We start from the raw sequence: 17,818 nt of genomic DNA, 5'->3' as shown, positions 1-17,818 counted from the left end.
CTTAATCTTTGTCTCAAACATACGGCTGCCTTAGAGTTGGATGTTGATTTACAGGCAACAACAAAAGCACGCGTTCTTTTAGGCAAACAACGCCATAAAACGCAAAACTTTCCAGCAATAGGTTGAAGAGATATACCAGCACCATCACACACTTTGCTAACCCTGAATATTACGGACAAAAGCTTTTGACCCTTGAGACGATTCATGAGAAGCACTTTTAGTCCTTATCTCATATAAATTCACTCCACACGGGCTCTCTCGGCGTGTAACGCGCAAGCGACATGGTTCTGATTGCTTCAAAAAAGAGAAAAATTTATACCATTAGGGACTCTCATTCAACATACAAAAATAGTGAATTATCATTATTAATCAATATATTAGCATTCTTGGGAATTCTATTGATAGTATTTTTGGATAATGCTGTAGAGTATTCTGGATTAGCAAGAGATGATAACCAAGCTCTGGGGACAACCTCCATAAACAAACCTTCATCGACTTGTTTTATGGGTATCTTTTGTTAAAGTATCATTTTCTTCTAGACCTCATATTTTGGAAATGCCTTGATCATGCCGCACACTAAAACCAACGCACCTCTCAACAACCAAGAAAATCCTGTTTCTTCTCAACCTTCACACCCTGTAACTTTATTCGTTGAACGTCTTGCACATGGACAAGATTTAGAACTTCCTTGCTACGCGACAGCGGGTTCTGCTGGCCTTGATCTACGCGCCGCCATTGGAGAAGAAGAAACGCTTGTTCTTAGCCCTGGGCAGCGTGCCCTTATTCCAACAGGTCTCATTTTTCATTTATCCCTTGGGTTTGAAGCACAAATACGTCCACGCTCTGGCTTAGCCTTAAAACACGGCATCACATGCCTCAACACTCCAGGAACGATTGATAGTGACTACCGTGGTGAAGTCAAAGTTCTTCTTATCAATTTGGGCCAAGAAGACTTTTCAATCCAACGGGGCATGCGCATTGCGCAAACAGTCATCTCACCGGTTATTCAAGTCAATGTTTGCGCCATTGAACCAGAGCAAAATACCCAAAGCCATAACGAGAGCCGTGGAACAGGAGGTTTTGGTTCAACGGGACACACTTAAGAGGCTCTGAAAGATCGCTACTCTCAAAATAACACCTACCCAACCACTCTTTCACTGGAAATTCTTTGGGCTTTTAAAGTGCAGAGGGAATGCGCATTTGCTTTCAAAGTTTTTTCACTAAACGCACCTCTAAATAAGTATCTCTCAATTACGTCTCGTACGCTATACAAAACTTCATTATCACCCGATACCCCTCCCCCATAACAAAAACATTGGCACTAACCATTGAGAGTTCACACACCACTGGTAATGTCAACAATCTATACATCATATTGATTTATAATAATAATGAATTGTCTTGCAACTTAAATAAGAAATCTCAATATTGTAAGATTGTTTCATGGCAAGCCTATTTATATTAAATCAATCAAAAGCATGTTTCTCACGTTCCAAACGTGGCTAGCATGCAGATAACAACTGGAAAAATGCCTACAATGAATACTTATACTAAACACTGTCGCAACATTGGGAAAAAAATATAAATACGATAATGGTGCTCGCTTACTCTTTTGTTAAGCATAAAGATGGTGATGTTTGATAGATTTTTTATTATTTTACAGGAGGCTTGACCGTTATACCATTTATAAACACCGCCGCAAAAAGAGCTTTAAGATTATTAAGACACACAACTATCGCCTCTGCTGTTTTCTTGATTATACCTTTTGCGGCAAGATGAGTAGAGTTTAATCCTAAAAAAACCGATTCAATATATGAACCCCCTGCGTAATATCAAACCCATACGTATTTGGTTTAACAAAACCACGACAAAACCCTCATCAATTTCACTCTATGGCTTTGAATAATATTCTTTTCTTCCCGCAACAAAGGCTGTTTTTATCACTAATCAGAGACATCGGCTGGAATATTAGCGTTTCCCGCAGTGCCCGTTGTTACGGTATCCACATGTCCTACAACGTTACCACCCGCTCCATCGACAGCAGCGTCCTCTACCCCTGTTGTTTTATTATTGATCTCACCTCTTGAGACAAGATTGGTAGAGTTTTGCAATCCTACAAGACCAATTTTATTATATCCAGCCATACGTATTTGATTGAGTAAATCGATGACAGTACCATAATCAATTTCGCTATCCGCTTTGATTAAAATTTTTGCCTCTAAATTTTGCGTAGTTTCCCTCAACAAAGCTTCTCTCAAAGCTGCTTGTTCTACAAGATGATCACCAATGTAAAGAGAACGATCTTTTTGCAACGTAACATAAAGAGGTTCATCAGACTGAACCACTGAAGGTGCTTGAGTTATAGAAGGAAGCTGAACGGAAATGACAGACGTTGCCAAAGGCGCTGCAACCATAAAAACAATAAGCAACACCAATACAACATCAATAAAAGGGGTCACATTGATTTCGCTTTGCAACCCACTCTCGTCTATATCCCAATCATTATTAAGGCTTGCTTTCATTTTTTATGACTTTTCTGTTGTCTTTGTCTATCAAGTTCACGGCTCAAGAGCCTTTCAAGAGCAGCAGCGATATCGCCTAAATCACTGCGATAACCACTCAAAGCACGCATAAGGCTATTATACATAACAACGGCGGGAATAGCTACAAAAAGCCCAACAGCCGTTGCGAATAAGGCTTCAGCAATTCCAGGCGCCACCACATCAAGTCGCGTTGTTTGAGACTGAGCAATCCCAATAAAAGAATTCATAATTCCCCAAACAGTTGCAAAAAGACCAACAAAAGGAGCAATTGCGCCAATAGTTGCAAGAACAGCGCTTCCACATGCAACACGGCGTGTAGCAGCCAGCAAGCAGCGTGACAAAAGTGAATGAACCCTTTCTTTTAAACCTTCATGAACATCACGAGCCTTAGCATCGCGAACATCGCGGGAAACATCTTCATATTGATTGCTCTCCTCATAAAAGAGAATATCTTCAATCGTTTGTGCACTTTCCCCTGTACTGTTTTTTTCACCAGAGCTTTCGTTTATCCCTTCAGGAGCAGAAAAATGAACCTGTTGTGCAGAAAGATACACCTCTTTAAGAACTTCTTTGAGAAAAAACACACCAGCTCCTTTACTTTCTTTCAAGCTAGCTGCCAAACGCGTAAGAGTCTGAGCATTTAGAACCAATTGAAGTTCATGACGTACTCTTCGTTTTACCAAAGTGATCTCAACAATTTTCACAAAAGCAATTGTCCAAGACATAAGTGAAGCAAGTAACAAAATAATGATAACGGCTTTCACCACCCAATCAGCAGCCATAAACATAGAAAAAGGAGAAAAATCATGCACTGTCAATACAGAAGACATATTATCTAAAGGGACTGTTTTATCTAAAGGGACTGTTTCAGATTCCATTTTTATCTCACATTCTTGTGCTCTTATCTTTATTTATGAGCTGGATCGTCACCCCGCATAGCATCACTGTTCCACAATGCCACGACCCTTTTAACGTCACTTTTGTATTTCTCTTAAAAAATAAAACTTGATAAATCAAGTATAGTTTTATTTCATAAGCTCTCTCTTAATTCTAAAGAAATTACTCAAGAAATTTTTCTCTAACAATTCAACAAGTTTATCTTACCCAATCAATTTATTGCATAAATTAGGCAAAATGATAAATTTACAAGAAGTATCGCATATAATATTTTAATTTATAAGAATAATTTATCATCGTTCCTGTTAAATAAATCTCTCATATCGCAAAGCTTTTCTCATTTCAGCAGCTCTTTTAAAGCCAACAAAATATTTGCTTACATGAAACAAGCAGCAAAAATATCATAAAACTCTTGAAGAAAAGGATATGCACATCTCTAACAACCCGCGCACTGAAGTCCCTCTCCTATCCTAAAATAAAAATATACCTTACGTTTAAAAAAAGAACTATCGCAATATCTTAAACTGACCAAAAGTATCATGGGGAGCGGGTGTTGCCCCCAAATACATAGAGAGCAAAAAGCCGCAATATTATTTTCTTTTTCTTCTTCAAAAGCATAAAAATGACATTACTTCTGCCGCAAAATCGCAACAACGATGTTTTTTACCTGTCACAAGCTTAAAAAATAAACCTCAACACGCTTTTTAAAAAACTATTATAAAAAAAACTGCGCCACGAGAAACTGAAGAATGGTGCTAAATTCCTGCAAAAGCATAAAAGCATATAAGACAATTCTCAACAAATACGCCCCCTTTACAGACAAAGCATATCGTATAGGAAAGATTTATTTTATCAAAAACAGTTTTAAATTCGACAAAATGAAAGGAACCAAAAAAAGCTTTTGGCGTTACTCAAGCAGTGAAAATTTTCACTCCAATGCAAATGATCACTATGAACACATCAATACAAATATAATGAATCAAGAGGGATAAAATATCATGGCCCATAATAAAACAACACAGCACGATAAAACAGCCGTAGAAAAAGACCTACAAGGACAATTAGAAAAGTTACGCACTGAAATTTCAGGGATTACCTCAACCCTAACAGATCTTGGTGCAAACAAATTCAACGCCGCCAAAGACAAAGCGGAAAAACTATATCACTCAGCGAAAGAAAGTGGTGAAGACATGATGTCTCAAGCAAAAGACAAAATCAGTGATCTTGAACAAACCATGAATCAATGCGTTCGCAAAAATCCTGGCAAAAGCGTTTTGTTTGCCGCAGGGGTTGGTTTTATTCTTTCTCAATTACTACGTCGTTAAGCAATGCACAAGTTTATCGCTCCTCTTTTAAACCATCTTGTCGGTGGAGGGCTTAAAAGCACAGTCAAGCAAGTACGCCTTCAAGCAATTTTTTATGGGTTTATTGGCATTTCATTCTTCATGTCTTTGCTTTTTTTATGTACCATCGGTTTTATTGCGTTATGTTCTGTTATGAAGCCTCTTGCTGCCGCTAGTATCATGTTTTTAATTTGTCTTTCTCTTGCGGGATTAGGTCTTATTATCAGTCGCGTTCTCAAAACTTATCAACGCTATGACCAACAAAAAAAGACAGAAGAACAACGCCACAAACTGATGACAGATGCAACTGTTTCCAGCCTTGCAGCTCTCAGTCAACATCTCCCTTTTGCCAAATTGAGTGTTCCCATTCTCGGACTTGCAACTTATTTTTTGTGGAAAAAAGATAAAAAAGACCGCTTTTCCGAGTAAAATATGTAAAACTGTCACTCTAAATCCCCCCCTCAATGTGCTTTCTTTTATAACAAAAGAAAGCACATTTTTTTCCTCATAGTCTCTTTAGCTTCTTCAAGTGCCTGAAAAGAAATCCCCTTCATTTTGAATAAAAATTCCATAGAACCGCTTCCCTTTCAGATGTCCCCATTTTTCATAAACATGGCAACATGAGGCAAAGCTTGCATTAAAAGTTCTGGTTTGATTTGAAGCAATTGGTTGCTTTTTGAAGGCAAGGTATTTTCAGTTTTACCTTTTCTCTATTTTTTCATAAGCCTTTTTTCATGACCATAGGTCACATCAGTAGTTTGCGTGTGTTCAGATTTTACTGAACACTCATTTTTGTTACAATGACTATTTTGTTTAGGGGAAAAAACACGCTCCCACATAGTGCTGTAGTAAGCAACCTATCAAAAAGCAAGCTTTAAACCCAACAAATTTCCATAACGAGCGTTGTCCACCAAGGACCGTGTGGATTATAATTAACTTTTTTCTGATAAGATTCGCAGTAAAGTATTGTCTTCATTAAAATTAAATAGCGCTTAAGAGGACGCTTTTTCAATAATGGTCAATGGGATTATAGCTTCCATGATCTCTTCGCCAATCTTCAGGTGTTTCAAATTTGCTTGACCACAAGCCTCTTTTTGCTTTTTGAGCCGCAGATTGTAAGTTTTTATAGTCTGCGGGTGATGGGAAATTATGCTGATCTTTTGTCAAAACCATCAACCCTTCTGTCAGCCCCAACTGTGCAAGATCAACCCCATCCACAAAACATTGTGCATAATGAACCTGTTGAATGACACGTGCTTGGCGACACGTAACATTTTTATCAATTGTTTTTGAGACAAGCCACGCGGTGACGAAAGCACCACATGGCCACTTAATTCCATTGCGTGAGGCAAACTGTCGTGTTTCACAGGATTCCACACCATATAGTCGAATATTGCGGACGATCTTTTTTCTCCATCCCTCATCTACGAGCGTGATCATTTTAAAGGTAACACCACTCGTTACCTGTATAGCACCGGAATAGACCGGTACATTTTCTTCATAAAATTGTGATGCGAATGGTTCTGGGTGCAAAGCCACATCGTTTTGGTTTACATCGTGTTGGTTTTTGTAATCGGTCAATTTTAACTTTGGATTTTGAACAGTGGTTTCTATTGTTTTTTCTGGTCCTTTAAAAAAAGAAGATTGCATAAATTTTTCAGTATGCTGATTCAAATAAAAGATTACAGCAAAAATAATAATAGACGTTAAGATAAGATATTTAAGCACTGATCGAAAACATTTTGAAAGTATCATTTTGAATATTACTATATTTTATTGTTCATTAACTGAGAAAAGATTAAATATTGTTAATTTATAGATAGAAAAATTTATTTTTTTCATTTATATGATTCCCGATTAATATTTTAATTATTAATTTTATGATTAACTTAAACATAAAGCGGGGGAATTTTCATGAAAAACATGAATTATTCGTTCAGTTGTGAACAAACCTTAGAAAAAGGTCTTTTATCCAATACACAAAAGAAATGGTTAACAACAGCATTGATGCTGTTTATTGCCTTCATTATACTGAGTGAACCAGCATTTGCTGATGGCGGCTTCGGAAAAATTGAAACTGCTCTTGATAAAATAATTGAAGCTTTAACAGGAAAAATTGCAACATCAATTGCCACCATTGCGGTTGCTGGTATTGGGCTTGCCTGGATTGCTGGTTATGTTGAAATGCGTAAAGCTTTCTTTGTTTGTGTTGGCATCGGCATTGTTATGGGTGCATCGCAAATCGTATCAATGTTTTCCCATTAACTTTAGCCTTTCAAAGCCATGAAAGAGCACGAAAAGCTAACAGAAGATACGCTATTTCTTGCTTGCACACGCCCTGCCATGATTGCAGGTGTAACGGTGGAAGCTATGGGATTAAATGGGATAGGAACGATGATGTTGTTTATTATGGCAGGCAATATTTTTCTTCTAACCTTTGGTGTGATGCTGCATTTCATATTCAAGGAAATCCTAAAGCATGACCATAATAAATTTCGTATTCTTCTGACATGGCAAAAGACATCTATTTTTGCCAGAAACTCTAGTCTATGGGATGGGGGAAGTATTTCTCCATTACGATTAATTCGTAATTATGAGGAATTATAATGAAAACAACAGAGCGCAAGCGTGAAAAGCAGCCAGAGGCGATTATCCCTTACGTGCGCCATGTTAACAAGCATATCATTGCGCTGGATTCACGCGCTCTCATGAGCGTTATTAAACTTGAAGGGATTAACTTTGAGACAGCGGATATTATTGATCTGAATGTGCTTCACGAACAGCTCAACAATCTGTTTAAAAACATTGCGGATGAACGGATAGCGCTTTATAGCCATATTATCAGAAAGCGTGAAACGATTTATCCGGATGGCACTTTTAGATCAGCATTTGCCAAGCAATTAGATGATAAATATCGCGAGAGGATGGTTTCTCAGGAGCTTTATCGCAATGATCTTTATCTTTCGATTTTGTGGAATCCACACGTTGATCAAACGGATAAATTAGTGGAGTTTTTCAAACGTTTAGGCAAAGCCAAGCAAGACAAGACAGAAGTTGATGCGGAATCCATTCGCAAACTTGAAGATATTACCACAGATCTTATTCAAAATTTAGAGCGCTATGGTGCAAGAAGATTGAGTCTTTATGAACATGAAGGCAATATTTATTCGCAGCAAAGTGAGTTTATCCACCAATTGGTGGGAGGTCGTCGTGAACGTATCCCTCTCACATGGGGGACGATAGCTTCGACTGTTTACTCAGACCGTCTTATTTTCGGGAAAGAGATCATAGAAATACGCACTGAGTCAGGACAGAGATTTGCGGGCATGTTTGGCTGGAAAGAATATCCAGCAAAAACCAGGGTAGGCATGGCGGATGGTTTGCTCACCCTTCCCTTTGAATTTATTTTCACCCAATCTTTTGTTTTCAAGAGCAAAAATGCTGCCAAACAGATTATGGGGCGCAAACAGAATCAAATGGTCAATGCGGGAGATCGAGCAGGTTCACAAATTATGGAACTGGATGATGCGCTTGATGATCTTGAATCCAATCGTTTTGTTTTAGGGGAGCATCATTTATCATTGGCAGTTTTTGCTGATACGCCGCAAGAGTTAGCGGATAATCTTGCCAAAGCGCGTTCTCGTCTTACAGATGGTGGGGCTGTCATTGCGCGGGAAGATTTAGGGTTAGCGGCGGCTTGGTGGGCACAATTGCCTGGCAATTATGCTTATCGCACGCGTTCTGGTGCGATAACAAGCCGCAATTATGCAGCGCTTTCTCCATTTCATTCCTTTCCGGTTGGGAAAATAGATGGCAATGTATGGGGACCAGCGGTCGCACTAATGAAGACCTCTGCTGGTTCACCATTTTATTTTAACTTTCACTTTGGAGATTTAGGCAATACGTTTGTTTGTGGTCCCTCTGGTTCTGGGAAAACGGTTATTGTTAATTTTCTTTTAGCACAACTTCAAAAGCATGATCCCAATATGGTCTTTTTTGATAAAGATCGCGGAGCAGAACTTTTTGTGAGGGCTGGTGGTGGCACTTATATGCCTTTGAAGAATGGTAAACCAACGGGCATAGCGCCGCTTAAGGGTTTAGATTATAACAATCCAGCAGATAGAGTTTTTTTACGGCAATGGATTATCAAGCTTGTTTCTTCTGAAGATCAAAAGATCAGTGAATCAGAAAGACAAGATATTTCTGCTGCTGTTGACCAACTTGCCTTACTACCCAAAGAACAACGGACGATATCGGCCTTACAAATGTTTTTTGACACCACGCATAGAGAGGGGATAGCGGGTCGTTTAGAGAGATGGTGTAAAGGCAATGCCTTAGGGTGGGTTTTTGACAATCCTGATGATGACATTGGCATTGATGCAAAATTTATTGGTTATGACATGACGGATTTTTTAGACAATAATGAAATTCGTCCCCCATTAATGATGTATCTTTTTCATAGAATTTTGTCTTTGATTGATGGGCGTCGTATTATCATTGTCATTGATGAGTTTTGGAAAGCGCTAGAGGATGATTCCTTTAAAGCCTTTGCGCAAGACAGGCTGAAAACTATTCGTAAACAAAATGGTTTGATGTTGTTTGCAACACAATCTCCCAAAGATGCGATTAATTCAACCATTGCGCACACCATTATAGAGCAATGCCCAACACAGATTTATTTTCCCAACCAAAAGGGCAATCATGGGGATTATGTAGAAGGTTTTAAATTATCGGACAGAGAATTTAACCTGATACAAGCAGAATTAAGCCGTGAGTCACGGCGTTTTCTCATCAAGCAAGGACAAAGTTCAGTTGTCGCAGAACTGAACTTACGGGGCTTTGATGATGAAATAGCCATTTTAAGTGGCACCACCAAGAACATTGAACTTTTAGAGACCATTATGGATGAAGTTGGACAATCTCCAGAAAAATGGCTTCCTATTTTCCAAGAAAGGTCAAAACAATGAAAAAACTTTTATTGGCAACAGCCGTCTATGCAGCTTCATTTGGCTTTCAAACAAATGCCTTTGCCATCGTGGTATTTGATCCCACAGCTGCTGCAAAATTGGCTGATCAATATAAACAAGCATTAAAGCAGTTCGAACAAGGCAAACAACAGCTTGATCAATTGAAAGGTCAGCTTAAACAATTGCAAGATCTCTCTAAATCCTTAAATGTCAAGCCTGACATCTCTGAATTGAAAGACATGTTTAACAAGCAAGGGAGCAGTGGCGCCCTGCCTTCTGACTTTAACCACTTTCAACAATCGATGGGCAGTGGCAGCGGTGGCAGCGGTGGCAGCAAAAACACGCAAAAATGGCAAGAAGAACTCTTATACAAAGAGCCCTCAGGCGGCGCTGGATCAAAAGAGGCAGCAGATGCTTTTTACGCACAGGAAGTGAAAAAAGCCGAACAGAACACGATAGGACAAGCGGCAAAAGGCCAAGATGTCTACGAAGAAGCCAGTGAAACACAAAAAACCATTAACAAGCTCCTTGACGAACTTGGAAGTACTAAAGATGCGGGTAAAATTCAAGGCATTCAAGCACAATTATCAGCGATACAAGCAAAACTCCAAACACAAGTTCTCCAAATGCAAGCCGCCGCGATGATTCAACAAGCGGAGTACAAAGCTGCCGAACAACGAGCTTACGAAGAATTTGCAGCGCGATATGCAGATTATGCCAAAAAACTGCGTGGTCAATAAACGAGAAAAAAGAGGGGCTTGAACATGAACAAGATCATCATAACAACATTGCTACTTTGCACAGGGCTCATCACGGCTGGATGTGAAAAAACCTACAGCGTAGAAGAATTTAAAAAAGATAAAAAATTATTTGAAGAATGGGCTGTGAGATGTGGATGGTCAGGAACTTCAAAAAATTGTGAAAATGTAAGAGTAGCCGATCACGAACTTGCGGCAGAACGCAGGAAAAAGGCTGAAGAAGAATGGGAAGCTGAAAAAAAAGCAAGAGAACAAGCCGAACGAGAAGCAGAAGAGCGCGCTAAAGCAAAACAACAACAGGACAGTCATTAATCATGAATAAAATTCTCATAACAACATTACTGCTTTGCACAGGGCTCATCACCGCTGGATGTGAAAAAACCTACAGCGTCGCAGAATTTAAAAAAGATGAAAAATTACGCTTAGAGTGGGATGCTAGATGTGGATTTGCAGGAACTTCAAAAAATTGTGAAAACCTAAGATTAGCACAACTTGAACTTCAAAAGGAATATGAAGCAAAAGCTGAAGAGAGAATTAGGGAACACAACGAAAACATGCGTAAAGCGCAGGAAGAATTTGAAGCCGAAATGCGAGCTGAACATGAAAGAAGGCAAGCCGAAATAGCAAAAAAAGAAGCTGAACTAGAAAAATGGAAAGCTGAAGAAAAAGCAAAAGAACAAGCCGAAAGAGAAGCAAAAGAGCGCGCAGCAAAAGAACAACAAAATAACCATTAAGACATAATGAAGAGCGGAGCATCTAAATGGCAATAATAACGAAAGGCGTATTTACTGATATAGATGATATGTTAATGAAGCCAATTACAGAGACAATGGATAGCGCCATTACACATCACTATTGCGCTTTAGCTGCTCAACTTAAAAAGCTTCGTGCACTCTATATTTATGGCAAAATTATGTCTGTGCCCTAGATTTATCATCACTGGTTGTAAAACAACCGATAACACAAGCATAATTTAAAGATTGTGCTCAAACTTTAAAAACTGAAAGGAAAAAGGGGAAATATCTATGAATAAAGTTCTCATAACAACATTGCTACTTTGCACAGGGCTCATCACTGCTGGATGTGAAAAAACCTATAGCGTCGCAGAATTTAAAAAAGATAAAAAATTGATGGAAGAGTGGAATGCTAAATGTGGATTCGCAGGAACTGCAAAAAATTGTGAAAACCTAAGATTAGCACAACTTGAACTTGAAAAGGAATATGAAGCAAAAGCTGAAGAAAGAGCACGTGAACGCGAAGAAGAAAACCGTAAAGCGATGGAAAGATTTGACGCCGCAATGGAAGCTCAACATCAAGCAAGGCAAGCTGAAATAAAAAAACTAAAAGCTGAAATGGAAAAAAGAAAGGCTGAAGAAAAAGCAAAAGAACAAGCCGAAAGAGAAGCAGAAGAGCGCGCTAAACAAAACCAAAATAATAATTGAATCAGAAATAATCATATTTGCAAAAATTAGATAGAATGGACGTGCAATGACATTCGAAGAAGTAGCTTACTTTACCATGGTAGAAAATATGTTAACGAAACCTATAATGAAAATAATGAATGATTCCGTTGAACATCTCTCAACAGGTTTAAGTACTCCGCTTAAAGCATCTTGTACAATCTACATTATATTTATAGGGTACAATATCATCTCAGGGCGTTCTTCTATGCCCTTATGGGAATTTATAACGACAGCTTTCAAACTTGGCATCATTGTTTCACTCGCCACAAATACTGCTCTTTATAATGAGTGGGTCGGTAATATATTTTTTGAGGCTCTGCCGAATGCCATTGCACATGCCACACAAGGTACAATACACTCAGATAAAAATGTATGGGATGATCTGATAAATAAAGCTTGTTCACATATTTTAAATTCAACAAAATCTGCATCATGGCTTGCACTGGGGGCATATCTTGTTTCATGGTTTTATGCTTCATTGTGTTACACAATTGCTATGATTTTTTGCCTAATTGGTTTTATCGTCACACTGTTTGCTAAGCTTGGTTTGTTTCTTGTCATATCAGTAGGACCGCTCTTCATAAGCCTCTATATGTTTTCATCAACAAGGCGTTTTACAGAGGCATGGTTAGGACAAGTTGCAAACTTCATCATTTTACAGGTATTAGTCATCTTGCTTGGTAGTATGTATATCGAACTTGCAATGAATGTCTTTTCAAAAGACATTAAAGATTTCGTGTTAGCCTACGGCGAATTCTTCGTGGTTGGCATTGGTGGTATTTTTCTTTTCTTCAATTTACCTAGCATGGCTTCCGCTTTAGCCTCTGGGGGTGCATCCCTTACAGGCTCAGGAGGAGCTAAAACGATAACGAACGGTGCAAAAAAATTAGCATCACTAATAGCACAATTAGCAAAGGTCTAAGTTCAAATGCGGGAATTTAAAAAAATTGGGGTAATCTTACCATTTCTCTTTCTCAGTGGCTGTATGTCTTCACCAAACACGCTGAAGTCGCTGCCAAAATGTGATGGATATTCTAAGCGACCGCTCAACAAATCGATGTGGAATTGGGAAGGGAAAAATCCCACGCCCACGCCCATCATCATCAGTAACAACACCACCCCATCCGTGAAAGAGGGGAAGCTGGAAATGCTTCTGGCACAAAAATTAACGGATGAAGAAATAAAATCCTACAAAGATTGCGGAAAAAAGGCATGAAAGAAAAAGACGTAGAACAATATATTGCCGAAGCGCGCTCGTTTGATCAAGACCGCATGCTCGCCTCACGCCGCACCACCCGCGTCTCCCTTACCATTGCCGGCATCGCGGTTGCTGTTGCAATAATGTCTTCTCTCGCGGTCATCACCCTCACGCCCCTTAAAACCGTGGAACCCTTTGTCATTCGCGTCGACAATTCAACCGGCATTGTTGAAGTCGTAGAAGCCTTAAAAGAAGGTCCAACAAACGTCGACGAAGCCATCACACGCTACTTCGCCGCAAAATACGTCCGCTGCCGTGAAGGTTTCACCACAGAAGAAACACAACATAATTTCCAAACCGTCTCTCTTCTTTCTTCTTCTGAAGAACAGCAAAGATTCGCCAGCTGGTATGGAGCAAGAAACCCCCAAAGCCCTCAAATTCTCTATAAACATGCCGCCGTTACAATAACAATAAAATCAATCTCCTTTATCAATGATGATGTCGCACAGGTACGCTATTACAAAACCGTCCGTGATAACGAGAACAACAAAGAATTTATCACACACTGGGTCTCAACACTTACCTTTGAATATATCAATGCCCCTATCTCTGTCCAAAACCGTTTAATAAATCCTCTAGGGTTTATTGTTAATGAATATAGAACCGATCCGGAAGTGGTCAACTGATCATGAAAAAAAAATTTCTTTTTCTCATTCTCAACATGGCTGTTGCCTTTTCTTTGATGAATATAAGCCATGCCAGTGTTTTTCCCACCCGCGCGCCAAGCGATAGCCGCATTCGCTTTATTAATTATGATGCTTATAATGTCACAAAAATTATTGGCTCCATACGCTCATCCGTACAAATAGAATTTTCTGCCAATGAAGAAATTGCTCATGTAGCGATTGGCAACAGCGTTGCATGGGAAGTTGCACCCGCTGGCAATATTCTTTTCCTCAAAGCGCGAGAAGTCCAACCCATTACCAATCTCCAAGTCGTCACCACAAAGCTTGATGGCTCAAAGCGCTCTTATCAATTTGAACTCATCATTAAAGATGGAGAAATTTCCTCTGGACAAGAAACATATTTCCTTGTGAAATTCCGCTACCCACAAGAGGAAGCAGAACAAAGAAGACTTGCAGCCCTTATGCGACAAGAAAAAAAACAATCCCAACAGATTGATGGTATCTTCAACGCTTCTGAAACCTATGGACCACGCAATTGGGCTTACACCGCTCAAGGCTCTATCACTCTTGAACCCTCCTCTGTTTATGACAATGGCAAAACAACAACATTTACATTTCCCGACAACCAAGAAATCCCTGCCATTTACATTGTCAACAATGATGGTACAGAATCGCTGGTTCCCAAAACCACAAGAGGCAACATGGTGATTGTCCATGCCATTAGCGCACGCTTCACCCTAAGACAGGGAAAAAATGTCCTATGCGTCTTTAATGAAGCCTATCAACCCAAAGGCGTTAATCCAGGAACCGGAACCACCTCACCAGCTGTTGAACGTAAAATTGCATCAGATCTTTAAATAAGCGGGAATTAAAGGGGACAACACATGAGTGATAAATCAATCATCGAAGATCGAGACACTATTAGGGATAGCAGAACAACAACATTGTCTTTTCCCGACAACCAAGAAATCCCTGCCATTTATATTGTAAACAATGACGGTACAGAATCACTAGTTCCCAAAACCACAAGAGGCAACAGGGTAACTGACCATGCCATTAGTGCACGCTTCACCCTAAGACAGGGAAAAAATATCCTATGCGTCTTTAACGAAGCCTATCAACCCAAAGGCGTTAATCCAGGAACCGGAACCACCTCACCAGCTGTTGAGCGTAAAATTGCATCAGATCTTTAAATAAGCGGGAATTGAAGGGGACAACACATGAGTGATAAATCAATCATCGAAGATCGAGGATCTATTGGAGATGGCAAAAACAATAGCGCCAAAACCGCCGGCAAAAAAATAGTTGTCGCAATAGCTTGTATAGGAATCTGCGGCTATGTCCTCTGGAACATCTTATCCACCCCCACAGAACAAAAAGACACCGCAAAAGCTCATAAAAAACAAGAACAAAGCTTTCACAATTCCCTCGCCCCTTTAGAGCTCGCCCCCTCTGACCCGCGTGCAAACATAGCGCCAATAACCTTACCACCCCCACAACCACTTGCAGAAGAACCGAAAAAAGATGATCCCTTACTTGATGCCGCAAGACGCGCCCCCGTTCTTGCTTTTGCCAAAGGCTCTAGGTCTCAATTAAAAGACATTGTCAACACGACTCTCAATCCCTTTGAAAAATTCAATACCCTTGAAAATCTCGCCAATATGAAAAATTCCTCTGCCCTTCAAGACACACAAAATTTTGCGACCCTACTAAAGCCTACCAAAACAGAAGAAGCAAAAGCAAAAGCAAAACTCATCGGCAATAGAAACTTTATCATCGCCATGGGAACCTCTATTCCCTGTATCTTAGAAACGGCATTAAACAGTGAGCAACCAGGCTTTGCAAGCTGCATTATTAACCGTGATATCCTCTCCGACAATGGTCGCGTTGTTTTACTTGATAAAGGAACCCAAGTGATTGGCGAATACCGCGGAGGGATAAAACAAGGTCAATCCCGCCTCTTTGTTCTCTGGACAAGAGCAAAAACTCCAACCGGTGTCATCATCGACCTTGCCTCACCCGCAACAGACAGTTTAGGAAGAGCTGGTTTTGATGGCAACATCAACACCCATTGGTGGGAACGCTTTGGCTCTTCCCTTTTGTTGACCGTTATTGATGGTGCCACAACAGTTTTAACAAATAAAATAGTAGGCAATTCCAATAAAGGAGGTTCAAACAACTCTGGAGGCGGCGGTTTTGAAGGCGCAAACAACACTGGAAAAGAAGCCGCCAGTATTGCCCTTGAAAATCAAATCAATATCCCTCCTACCTTAGAAAAATTTCAAGGCGAACTGGTCAACATTTTCGTAGCAAAAGATCTCGATTTTTCCTCTGTTTATAAATTAACCATCACAGGAAAAAAGAGAAACGCTTTCTCGCGTTCTACGCCAGGCTATTCCTTTTTTTAATTCTCACGTTCAGAGTATATTATGCCAACAGCAAAAAACATAGAACGAGCCTCTATCGTTTTAACAAAATTAAAAATCTTAGATGACTTCCTCAATGATGAGAATTTATTTGAGATTGTTGTCAATCGCCCAGGCGAAGTGATTGTTGAGGGTCCAAATGGTTGGCAAACCCACATCTTAAAAGAGCTAACCTACAGCGAACTAGAAGGGATTGCGAAAGTTGTTGCTGCCTACACAACACAAAAAATTAGTGTAGAAAATCCCGTTCTTTCCGCAACACTGCCCAATAACGAACGCATACAAATTGTCATGCCCCCTGCTGTTGCCCCCAACACCATGAGCATGACAATTCGTAAACCTTCATCACGCACTTTTTCTCTTGAAAGTCTACACGAAAACCAGCTATTTTCTGTCACCAGAAACGTCAGTTTTACCCCCCTTGAACAAATGACAAAACGGGCAAGTGAACTCTCTGATACAGAAAAAGAGCTAACAGATCTCTTTATCGCCAAAGACTTTTGTACATTTTTAGAACGCGCTGTTGTTACACAACAAAATATCTTAATCTCTGGAAAAACCGGTTCTGGTAAAACAACCCTCTCCAAAGCTTTAATTGCAAAAATCCCTGAATATGAACGCATTCTCACCATAGAAGACACGCCCGAGCTTGTCGTTCCACACACAAACAAAGTGCAGCTCTTTTATTCAAAAGATAATCAAGGCTTAGCAAAAGCTGGAGCAAAAGAACTGCTTGAATCTGGATTGCGTATGCGCCCCGACAGAATTCTTTTGCAAGAGCTGCGTGATGGTACAGCCTTTTACTATATCCGTAATGTCAATTCCGGTCACCCAGGTTCTATCACCACCGTTCATGCCTCAACAGCACTCGCCGCCTTTGAACAAATGACCCTTTTAGTCAAAGAAAGTGACGGGGGTGGTAATTTAGCACGCGACGATATCCGCGGCTTATTAATCTCGATGATAGATGTCATCATCCAATGTAAACGTTTGGAAGGAAAATTTCGTGTAACAGAAATTTATTACGACCCTTTCAAGCGCCGTGATGCTTTTTAAAAAAAACGATACCCTCCCCCTCTTATGCCAATAGAGATTTTTTAAGAGCACAATTGATCGCTTCAGGTTCATTTTCAATGATTGAAAGTAACAAACGAGAAAAAGTATCTATAGAATATCGTCCCTGTTTCCAATCACGAATGCGCCTTACAGAAAAACCAAAACATGCCGAAAATGATATCTATAACCCTATATTTTTTCTGATTTTTTTGACATCAATGTTTGCAAGGATATGGCTACCAAATTTATGACCTCCGCTTCACCTTTAGCATAAGAACAAAGTATTGATTTATATAGATAATTTAGCGTTATTCAACTTGAATTAGAACCCTGAATATCGTACAGTTCTCTCATTTCAAACCTGTGTATCTTGAAACAATCAAAATCACTTGCTTGCACACTACAAGCGGATAGTCCATGTGAAAAAACCGTACAAGAAAGAATTAAAAATGGCTCTTATGAACCCTCTCTAATGCCAAGG

The 17,818-nt window shown here is 39.6% G+C and carries 20 protein-coding genes and 2 pseudogenes; 19 read left to right on the top strand and 3 right to left on the bottom strand.

The annotated features are described in order from the left end of the window. Both ACFIMU_RS04135 and dut read left to right on the top strand, forming a co-directional pair. Positions 1 to 120: pseudogene (locus ACFIMU_RS04135) on the top strand (integrase); the annotation flags it as partial. 446 nt (positions 121 to 566) lie between these two features. After that, positions 567 to 1,103, top strand: a complete 537-nt coding sequence (gene dut, locus ACFIMU_RS04130; RefSeq protein ID WP_375696845.1) for a dUTP diphosphatase — start codon at positions 567 to 569, stop codon at positions 1,101 to 1,103. A gap of 840 nt (positions 1,104 to 1,943) precedes the next feature. Here the strand turns inward: dut and ACFIMU_RS04125 are convergent. Together ACFIMU_RS04125 and ACFIMU_RS04120 are read right to left on the bottom strand one after the other, a co-directional pair. Further along, positions 1,944 to 2,522 carry a biopolymer transporter ExbD gene (locus ACFIMU_RS04125; protein ID WP_375615049.1) on the bottom strand — a complete coding sequence of 193 codons (579 nt, stop codon included), beginning with the start codon at positions 2,520 to 2,522 and terminating at the stop codon, positions 1,944 to 1,946. Further along, positions 2,519 to 3,421, bottom strand: a complete 903-nt coding sequence (locus tag ACFIMU_RS04120; protein WP_375615048.1) for a MotA/TolQ/ExbB proton channel family protein — start codon at positions 3,419 to 3,421, stop codon at positions 2,519 to 2,521. Before ACFIMU_RS04120 ends, ACFIMU_RS04125 begins: the two co-directional genes overlap by 4 nt. 1,017 nt (positions 3,422 to 4,438) lie before the next feature. On the opposite strand from ACFIMU_RS04120, the gene ACFIMU_RS04115 reads away from it, so the two are divergent. Both ACFIMU_RS04115 and ACFIMU_RS04110 read left to right on the top strand, forming a co-directional pair. Then, the gene (locus tag ACFIMU_RS04115; protein ID WP_375606507.1) at positions 4,439 to 4,765 is read left to right on the top strand and encodes a YqjD family protein; all 327 of its coding nucleotides are present in this window, start codon (positions 4,439 to 4,441) and stop codon (positions 4,763 to 4,765) included. 3 nt (positions 4,766 to 4,768) lie between these two features. Continuing rightward, positions 4,769 to 5,212, top strand: coding sequence for a hypothetical protein (locus ACFIMU_RS04110; RefSeq protein WP_375610244.1), 444 nt, complete (start codon positions 4,769 to 4,771; stop codon positions 5,210 to 5,212). 579 nt (positions 5,213 to 5,791) lie between these two features. Here ACFIMU_RS04110 and ACFIMU_RS04105 read toward each other — a convergent pair. Beyond that, positions 5,792 to 6,538, bottom strand: coding sequence for a nuclease (locus ACFIMU_RS04105; RefSeq protein ID WP_375615047.1), 747 nt, complete (start codon positions 6,536 to 6,538; stop codon positions 5,792 to 5,794). 159 nt (positions 6,539 to 6,697) lie between these two features. On the opposite strand from ACFIMU_RS04105, the gene ACFIMU_RS04100 reads away from it, so the two are divergent. The 15 genes and pseudogenes from ACFIMU_RS04100 (at position 6,698) to virB11 (ending at position 17,337) form a co-directional block, all read left to right on the top strand. Beyond that, positions 6,698 to 7,048, top strand: a complete 351-nt coding sequence (locus tag ACFIMU_RS04100) for a TrbC/VirB2 family protein (protein ID WP_375615046.1) — start codon at positions 6,698 to 6,700, stop codon at positions 7,046 to 7,048. Positions 7,049 to 7,066: 18 nt separating this feature from the next. Beyond that, on the top strand, positions 7,067 to 7,390 hold the full coding sequence (locus ACFIMU_RS04095) for a type IV secretion system protein VirB3 (RefSeq protein WP_375696844.1): 324 nt from the start codon (positions 7,067 to 7,069) through the stop codon (positions 7,388 to 7,390). After that, complete coding sequence (locus ACFIMU_RS04090) at positions 7,390 to 9,750, top strand: VirB4 family type IV secretion/conjugal transfer ATPase (RefSeq protein ID WP_375614488.1); 2,361 nt, start codon at positions 7,390 to 7,392, stop codon at positions 9,748 to 9,750. Before ACFIMU_RS04095 ends, ACFIMU_RS04090 begins: the two co-directional genes overlap by 1 nt. Continuing rightward, complete coding sequence (locus tag ACFIMU_RS04085) at positions 9,747 to 10,490, top strand: type IV secretion system protein (RefSeq protein WP_375696843.1); 744 nt, start codon at positions 9,747 to 9,749, stop codon at positions 10,488 to 10,490. The genes ACFIMU_RS04090 and ACFIMU_RS04085 overlap by 4 nt, the downstream gene beginning before the upstream one ends. A gap of 24 nt (positions 10,491 to 10,514) precedes the next feature. Further along, positions 10,515 to 10,820: an EexN family lipoprotein gene (locus ACFIMU_RS04080; protein ID WP_375606514.1), complete on the top strand. Its 306-nt coding sequence runs from the start codon at positions 10,515 to 10,517 to the stop codon at positions 10,818 to 10,820. A gap of 2 nt (positions 10,821 to 10,822) precedes the next feature. Beyond that, positions 10,823 to 11,242, top strand: coding sequence for an EexN family lipoprotein (locus ACFIMU_RS04075; protein ID WP_375696842.1), 420 nt, complete (start codon positions 10,823 to 10,825; stop codon positions 11,240 to 11,242). A 26-nt stretch (positions 11,243 to 11,268) separates the two neighbouring features. Further along, a complete protein-coding gene (locus tag ACFIMU_RS04070) occupies positions 11,269 to 11,436 on the top strand; it encodes a hypothetical protein (protein WP_375696841.1) in 168 nt (55 codons plus the stop codon). 97 nt (positions 11,437 to 11,533) lie between these two features. Continuing rightward, positions 11,534 to 11,950: an EexN family lipoprotein gene (locus ACFIMU_RS04065; protein ID WP_375696840.1), complete on the top strand. Its 417-nt coding sequence runs from the start codon at positions 11,534 to 11,536 to the stop codon at positions 11,948 to 11,950. A 46-nt stretch (positions 11,951 to 11,996) separates the two neighbouring features. Beyond that, on the top strand, positions 11,997 to 12,893 hold the full coding sequence (locus tag ACFIMU_RS04060; protein ID WP_375696839.1) for a type IV secretion system protein: 897 nt from the start codon (positions 11,997 to 11,999) through the stop codon (positions 12,891 to 12,893). 6 nt (positions 12,894 to 12,899) lie between these two features. Continuing rightward, positions 12,900 to 13,187 carry a type IV secretion protein VblB7 gene (locus tag ACFIMU_RS04055; RefSeq protein ID WP_375696838.1) on the top strand — a complete coding sequence of 96 codons (288 nt, stop codon included), beginning with the start codon at positions 12,900 to 12,902 and terminating at the stop codon, positions 13,185 to 13,187. Continuing rightward, the gene (locus ACFIMU_RS04050) at positions 13,184 to 13,855 is read left to right on the top strand and encodes a virB8 family protein (protein ID WP_375606522.1); all 672 of its coding nucleotides are present in this window, start codon (positions 13,184 to 13,186) and stop codon (positions 13,853 to 13,855) included. The genes ACFIMU_RS04055 and ACFIMU_RS04050 overlap by 4 nt, the downstream gene beginning before the upstream one ends. 2 nt (positions 13,856 to 13,857) lie before the next feature. Further along, positions 13,858 to 14,712, top strand: a complete 855-nt coding sequence (gene virB9 / locus ACFIMU_RS04045; RefSeq protein WP_375696837.1) for a P-type conjugative transfer protein VirB9 — start codon at positions 13,858 to 13,860, stop codon at positions 14,710 to 14,712. Positions 14,713 to 14,787: 75 nt separating this feature from the next. Further along, a pseudogene (locus ACFIMU_RS04040) lies at positions 14,788 to 15,048 on the top strand (TrbG/VirB9 family P-type conjugative transfer protein); the annotation flags it as partial. Positions 15,049 to 15,075: 27 nt separating this feature from the next. Then, complete coding sequence (virB10, locus tag ACFIMU_RS04035; RefSeq protein ID WP_375696836.1) at positions 15,076 to 16,263, top strand: type IV secretion system protein VirB10; 1,188 nt, start codon at positions 15,076 to 15,078, stop codon at positions 16,261 to 16,263. Between the two features lie 21 nt (positions 16,264 to 16,284). Continuing rightward, entirely contained in the window at positions 16,285 to 17,337 is a 1,053-nt protein-coding gene (gene virB11 / locus ACFIMU_RS04030) for a P-type DNA transfer ATPase VirB11 (protein WP_375606526.1), read from the top strand. The last annotated feature ends 481 nt before the right edge of the window (positions 17,338 to 17,818 follow it).

Source organism: Bartonella sp. AC70YNML (assembly GCF_042196545.1).
Taxonomy (GTDB): Bacteria; Pseudomonadota; Alphaproteobacteria; order Rhizobiales; family Rhizobiaceae; genus Bartonella.
Note: the sequence above shows the minus strand (reverse complement) of the source record. Positions and strands in the feature narration are given on the sequence as shown.

Coding starts and splice junctions, on each gene's coding strand:
- ACFIMU_RS04110 (WP_375610244.1), top strand. CDS start 4,769: ATGCACAAGTTTATCGCTCCTCTTTTAAACCATCTTGTCGGTGGAGGG.
- dut (WP_375696845.1), top strand. CDS start 567: ATGCCGCACACTAAAACCAACGCACCTCTCAACAACCAAGAAAATCCT.
- ACFIMU_RS04120 (WP_375615048.1), bottom strand. CDS start 3,421: ATGGAATCTGAAACAGTCCCTTTAGATAAAACAGTCCCTTTAGATAAT.
- ACFIMU_RS04075 (WP_375696842.1), top strand. CDS start 10,823: ATGAATAAAATTCTCATAACAACATTACTGCTTTGCACAGGGCTCATC.
- ACFIMU_RS04065 (WP_375696840.1), top strand. CDS start 11,534: ATGAATAAAGTTCTCATAACAACATTGCTACTTTGCACAGGGCTCATC.
- ACFIMU_RS04060 (WP_375696839.1), top strand. CDS start 11,997: ATGACATTCGAAGAAGTAGCTTACTTTACCATGGTAGAAAATATGTTA.
- ACFIMU_RS04125 (WP_375615049.1), bottom strand. CDS start 2,522: ATGAAAGCAAGCCTTAATAATGATTGGGATATAGACGAGAGTGGGTTG.
- ACFIMU_RS04085 (WP_375696843.1), top strand. CDS start 9,747: ATGAAAAAACTTTTATTGGCAACAGCCGTCTATGCAGCTTCATTTGGC.
- ACFIMU_RS04070 (WP_375696841.1), top strand. CDS start 11,269: ATGGCAATAATAACGAAAGGCGTATTTACTGATATAGATGATATGTTA.
- ACFIMU_RS04055 (WP_375696838.1), top strand. CDS start 12,900: ATGCGGGAATTTAAAAAAATTGGGGTAATCTTACCATTTCTCTTTCTC.
- ACFIMU_RS04080 (WP_375606514.1), top strand. CDS start 10,515: ATGAACAAGATCATCATAACAACATTGCTACTTTGCACAGGGCTCATC.
- ACFIMU_RS04095 (WP_375696844.1), top strand. CDS start 7,067: ATGAAAGAGCACGAAAAGCTAACAGAAGATACGCTATTTCTTGCTTGC.
- ACFIMU_RS04090 (WP_375614488.1), top strand. CDS start 7,390: ATGAAAACAACAGAGCGCAAGCGTGAAAAGCAGCCAGAGGCGATTATC.
- ACFIMU_RS04115 (WP_375606507.1), top strand. CDS start 4,439: ATGGCCCATAATAAAACAACACAGCACGATAAAACAGCCGTAGAAAAA.
- virB9 (WP_375696837.1), top strand. CDS start 13,858: ATGAAAAAAAAATTTCTTTTTCTCATTCTCAACATGGCTGTTGCCTTT.
- virB10 (WP_375696836.1), top strand. CDS start 15,076: ATGAGTGATAAATCAATCATCGAAGATCGAGGATCTATTGGAGATGGC.
- ACFIMU_RS04050 (WP_375606522.1), top strand. CDS start 13,184: ATGAAAGAAAAAGACGTAGAACAATATATTGCCGAAGCGCGCTCGTTT.
- virB11 (WP_375606526.1), top strand. CDS start 16,285: ATGCCAACAGCAAAAAACATAGAACGAGCCTCTATCGTTTTAACAAAA.
- ACFIMU_RS04105 (WP_375615047.1), bottom strand. CDS start 6,538: ATGATACTTTCAAAATGTTTTCGATCAGTGCTTAAATATCTTATCTTA.
- ACFIMU_RS04100 (WP_375615046.1), top strand. CDS start 6,698: ATGAAAAACATGAATTATTCGTTCAGTTGTGAACAAACCTTAGAAAAA.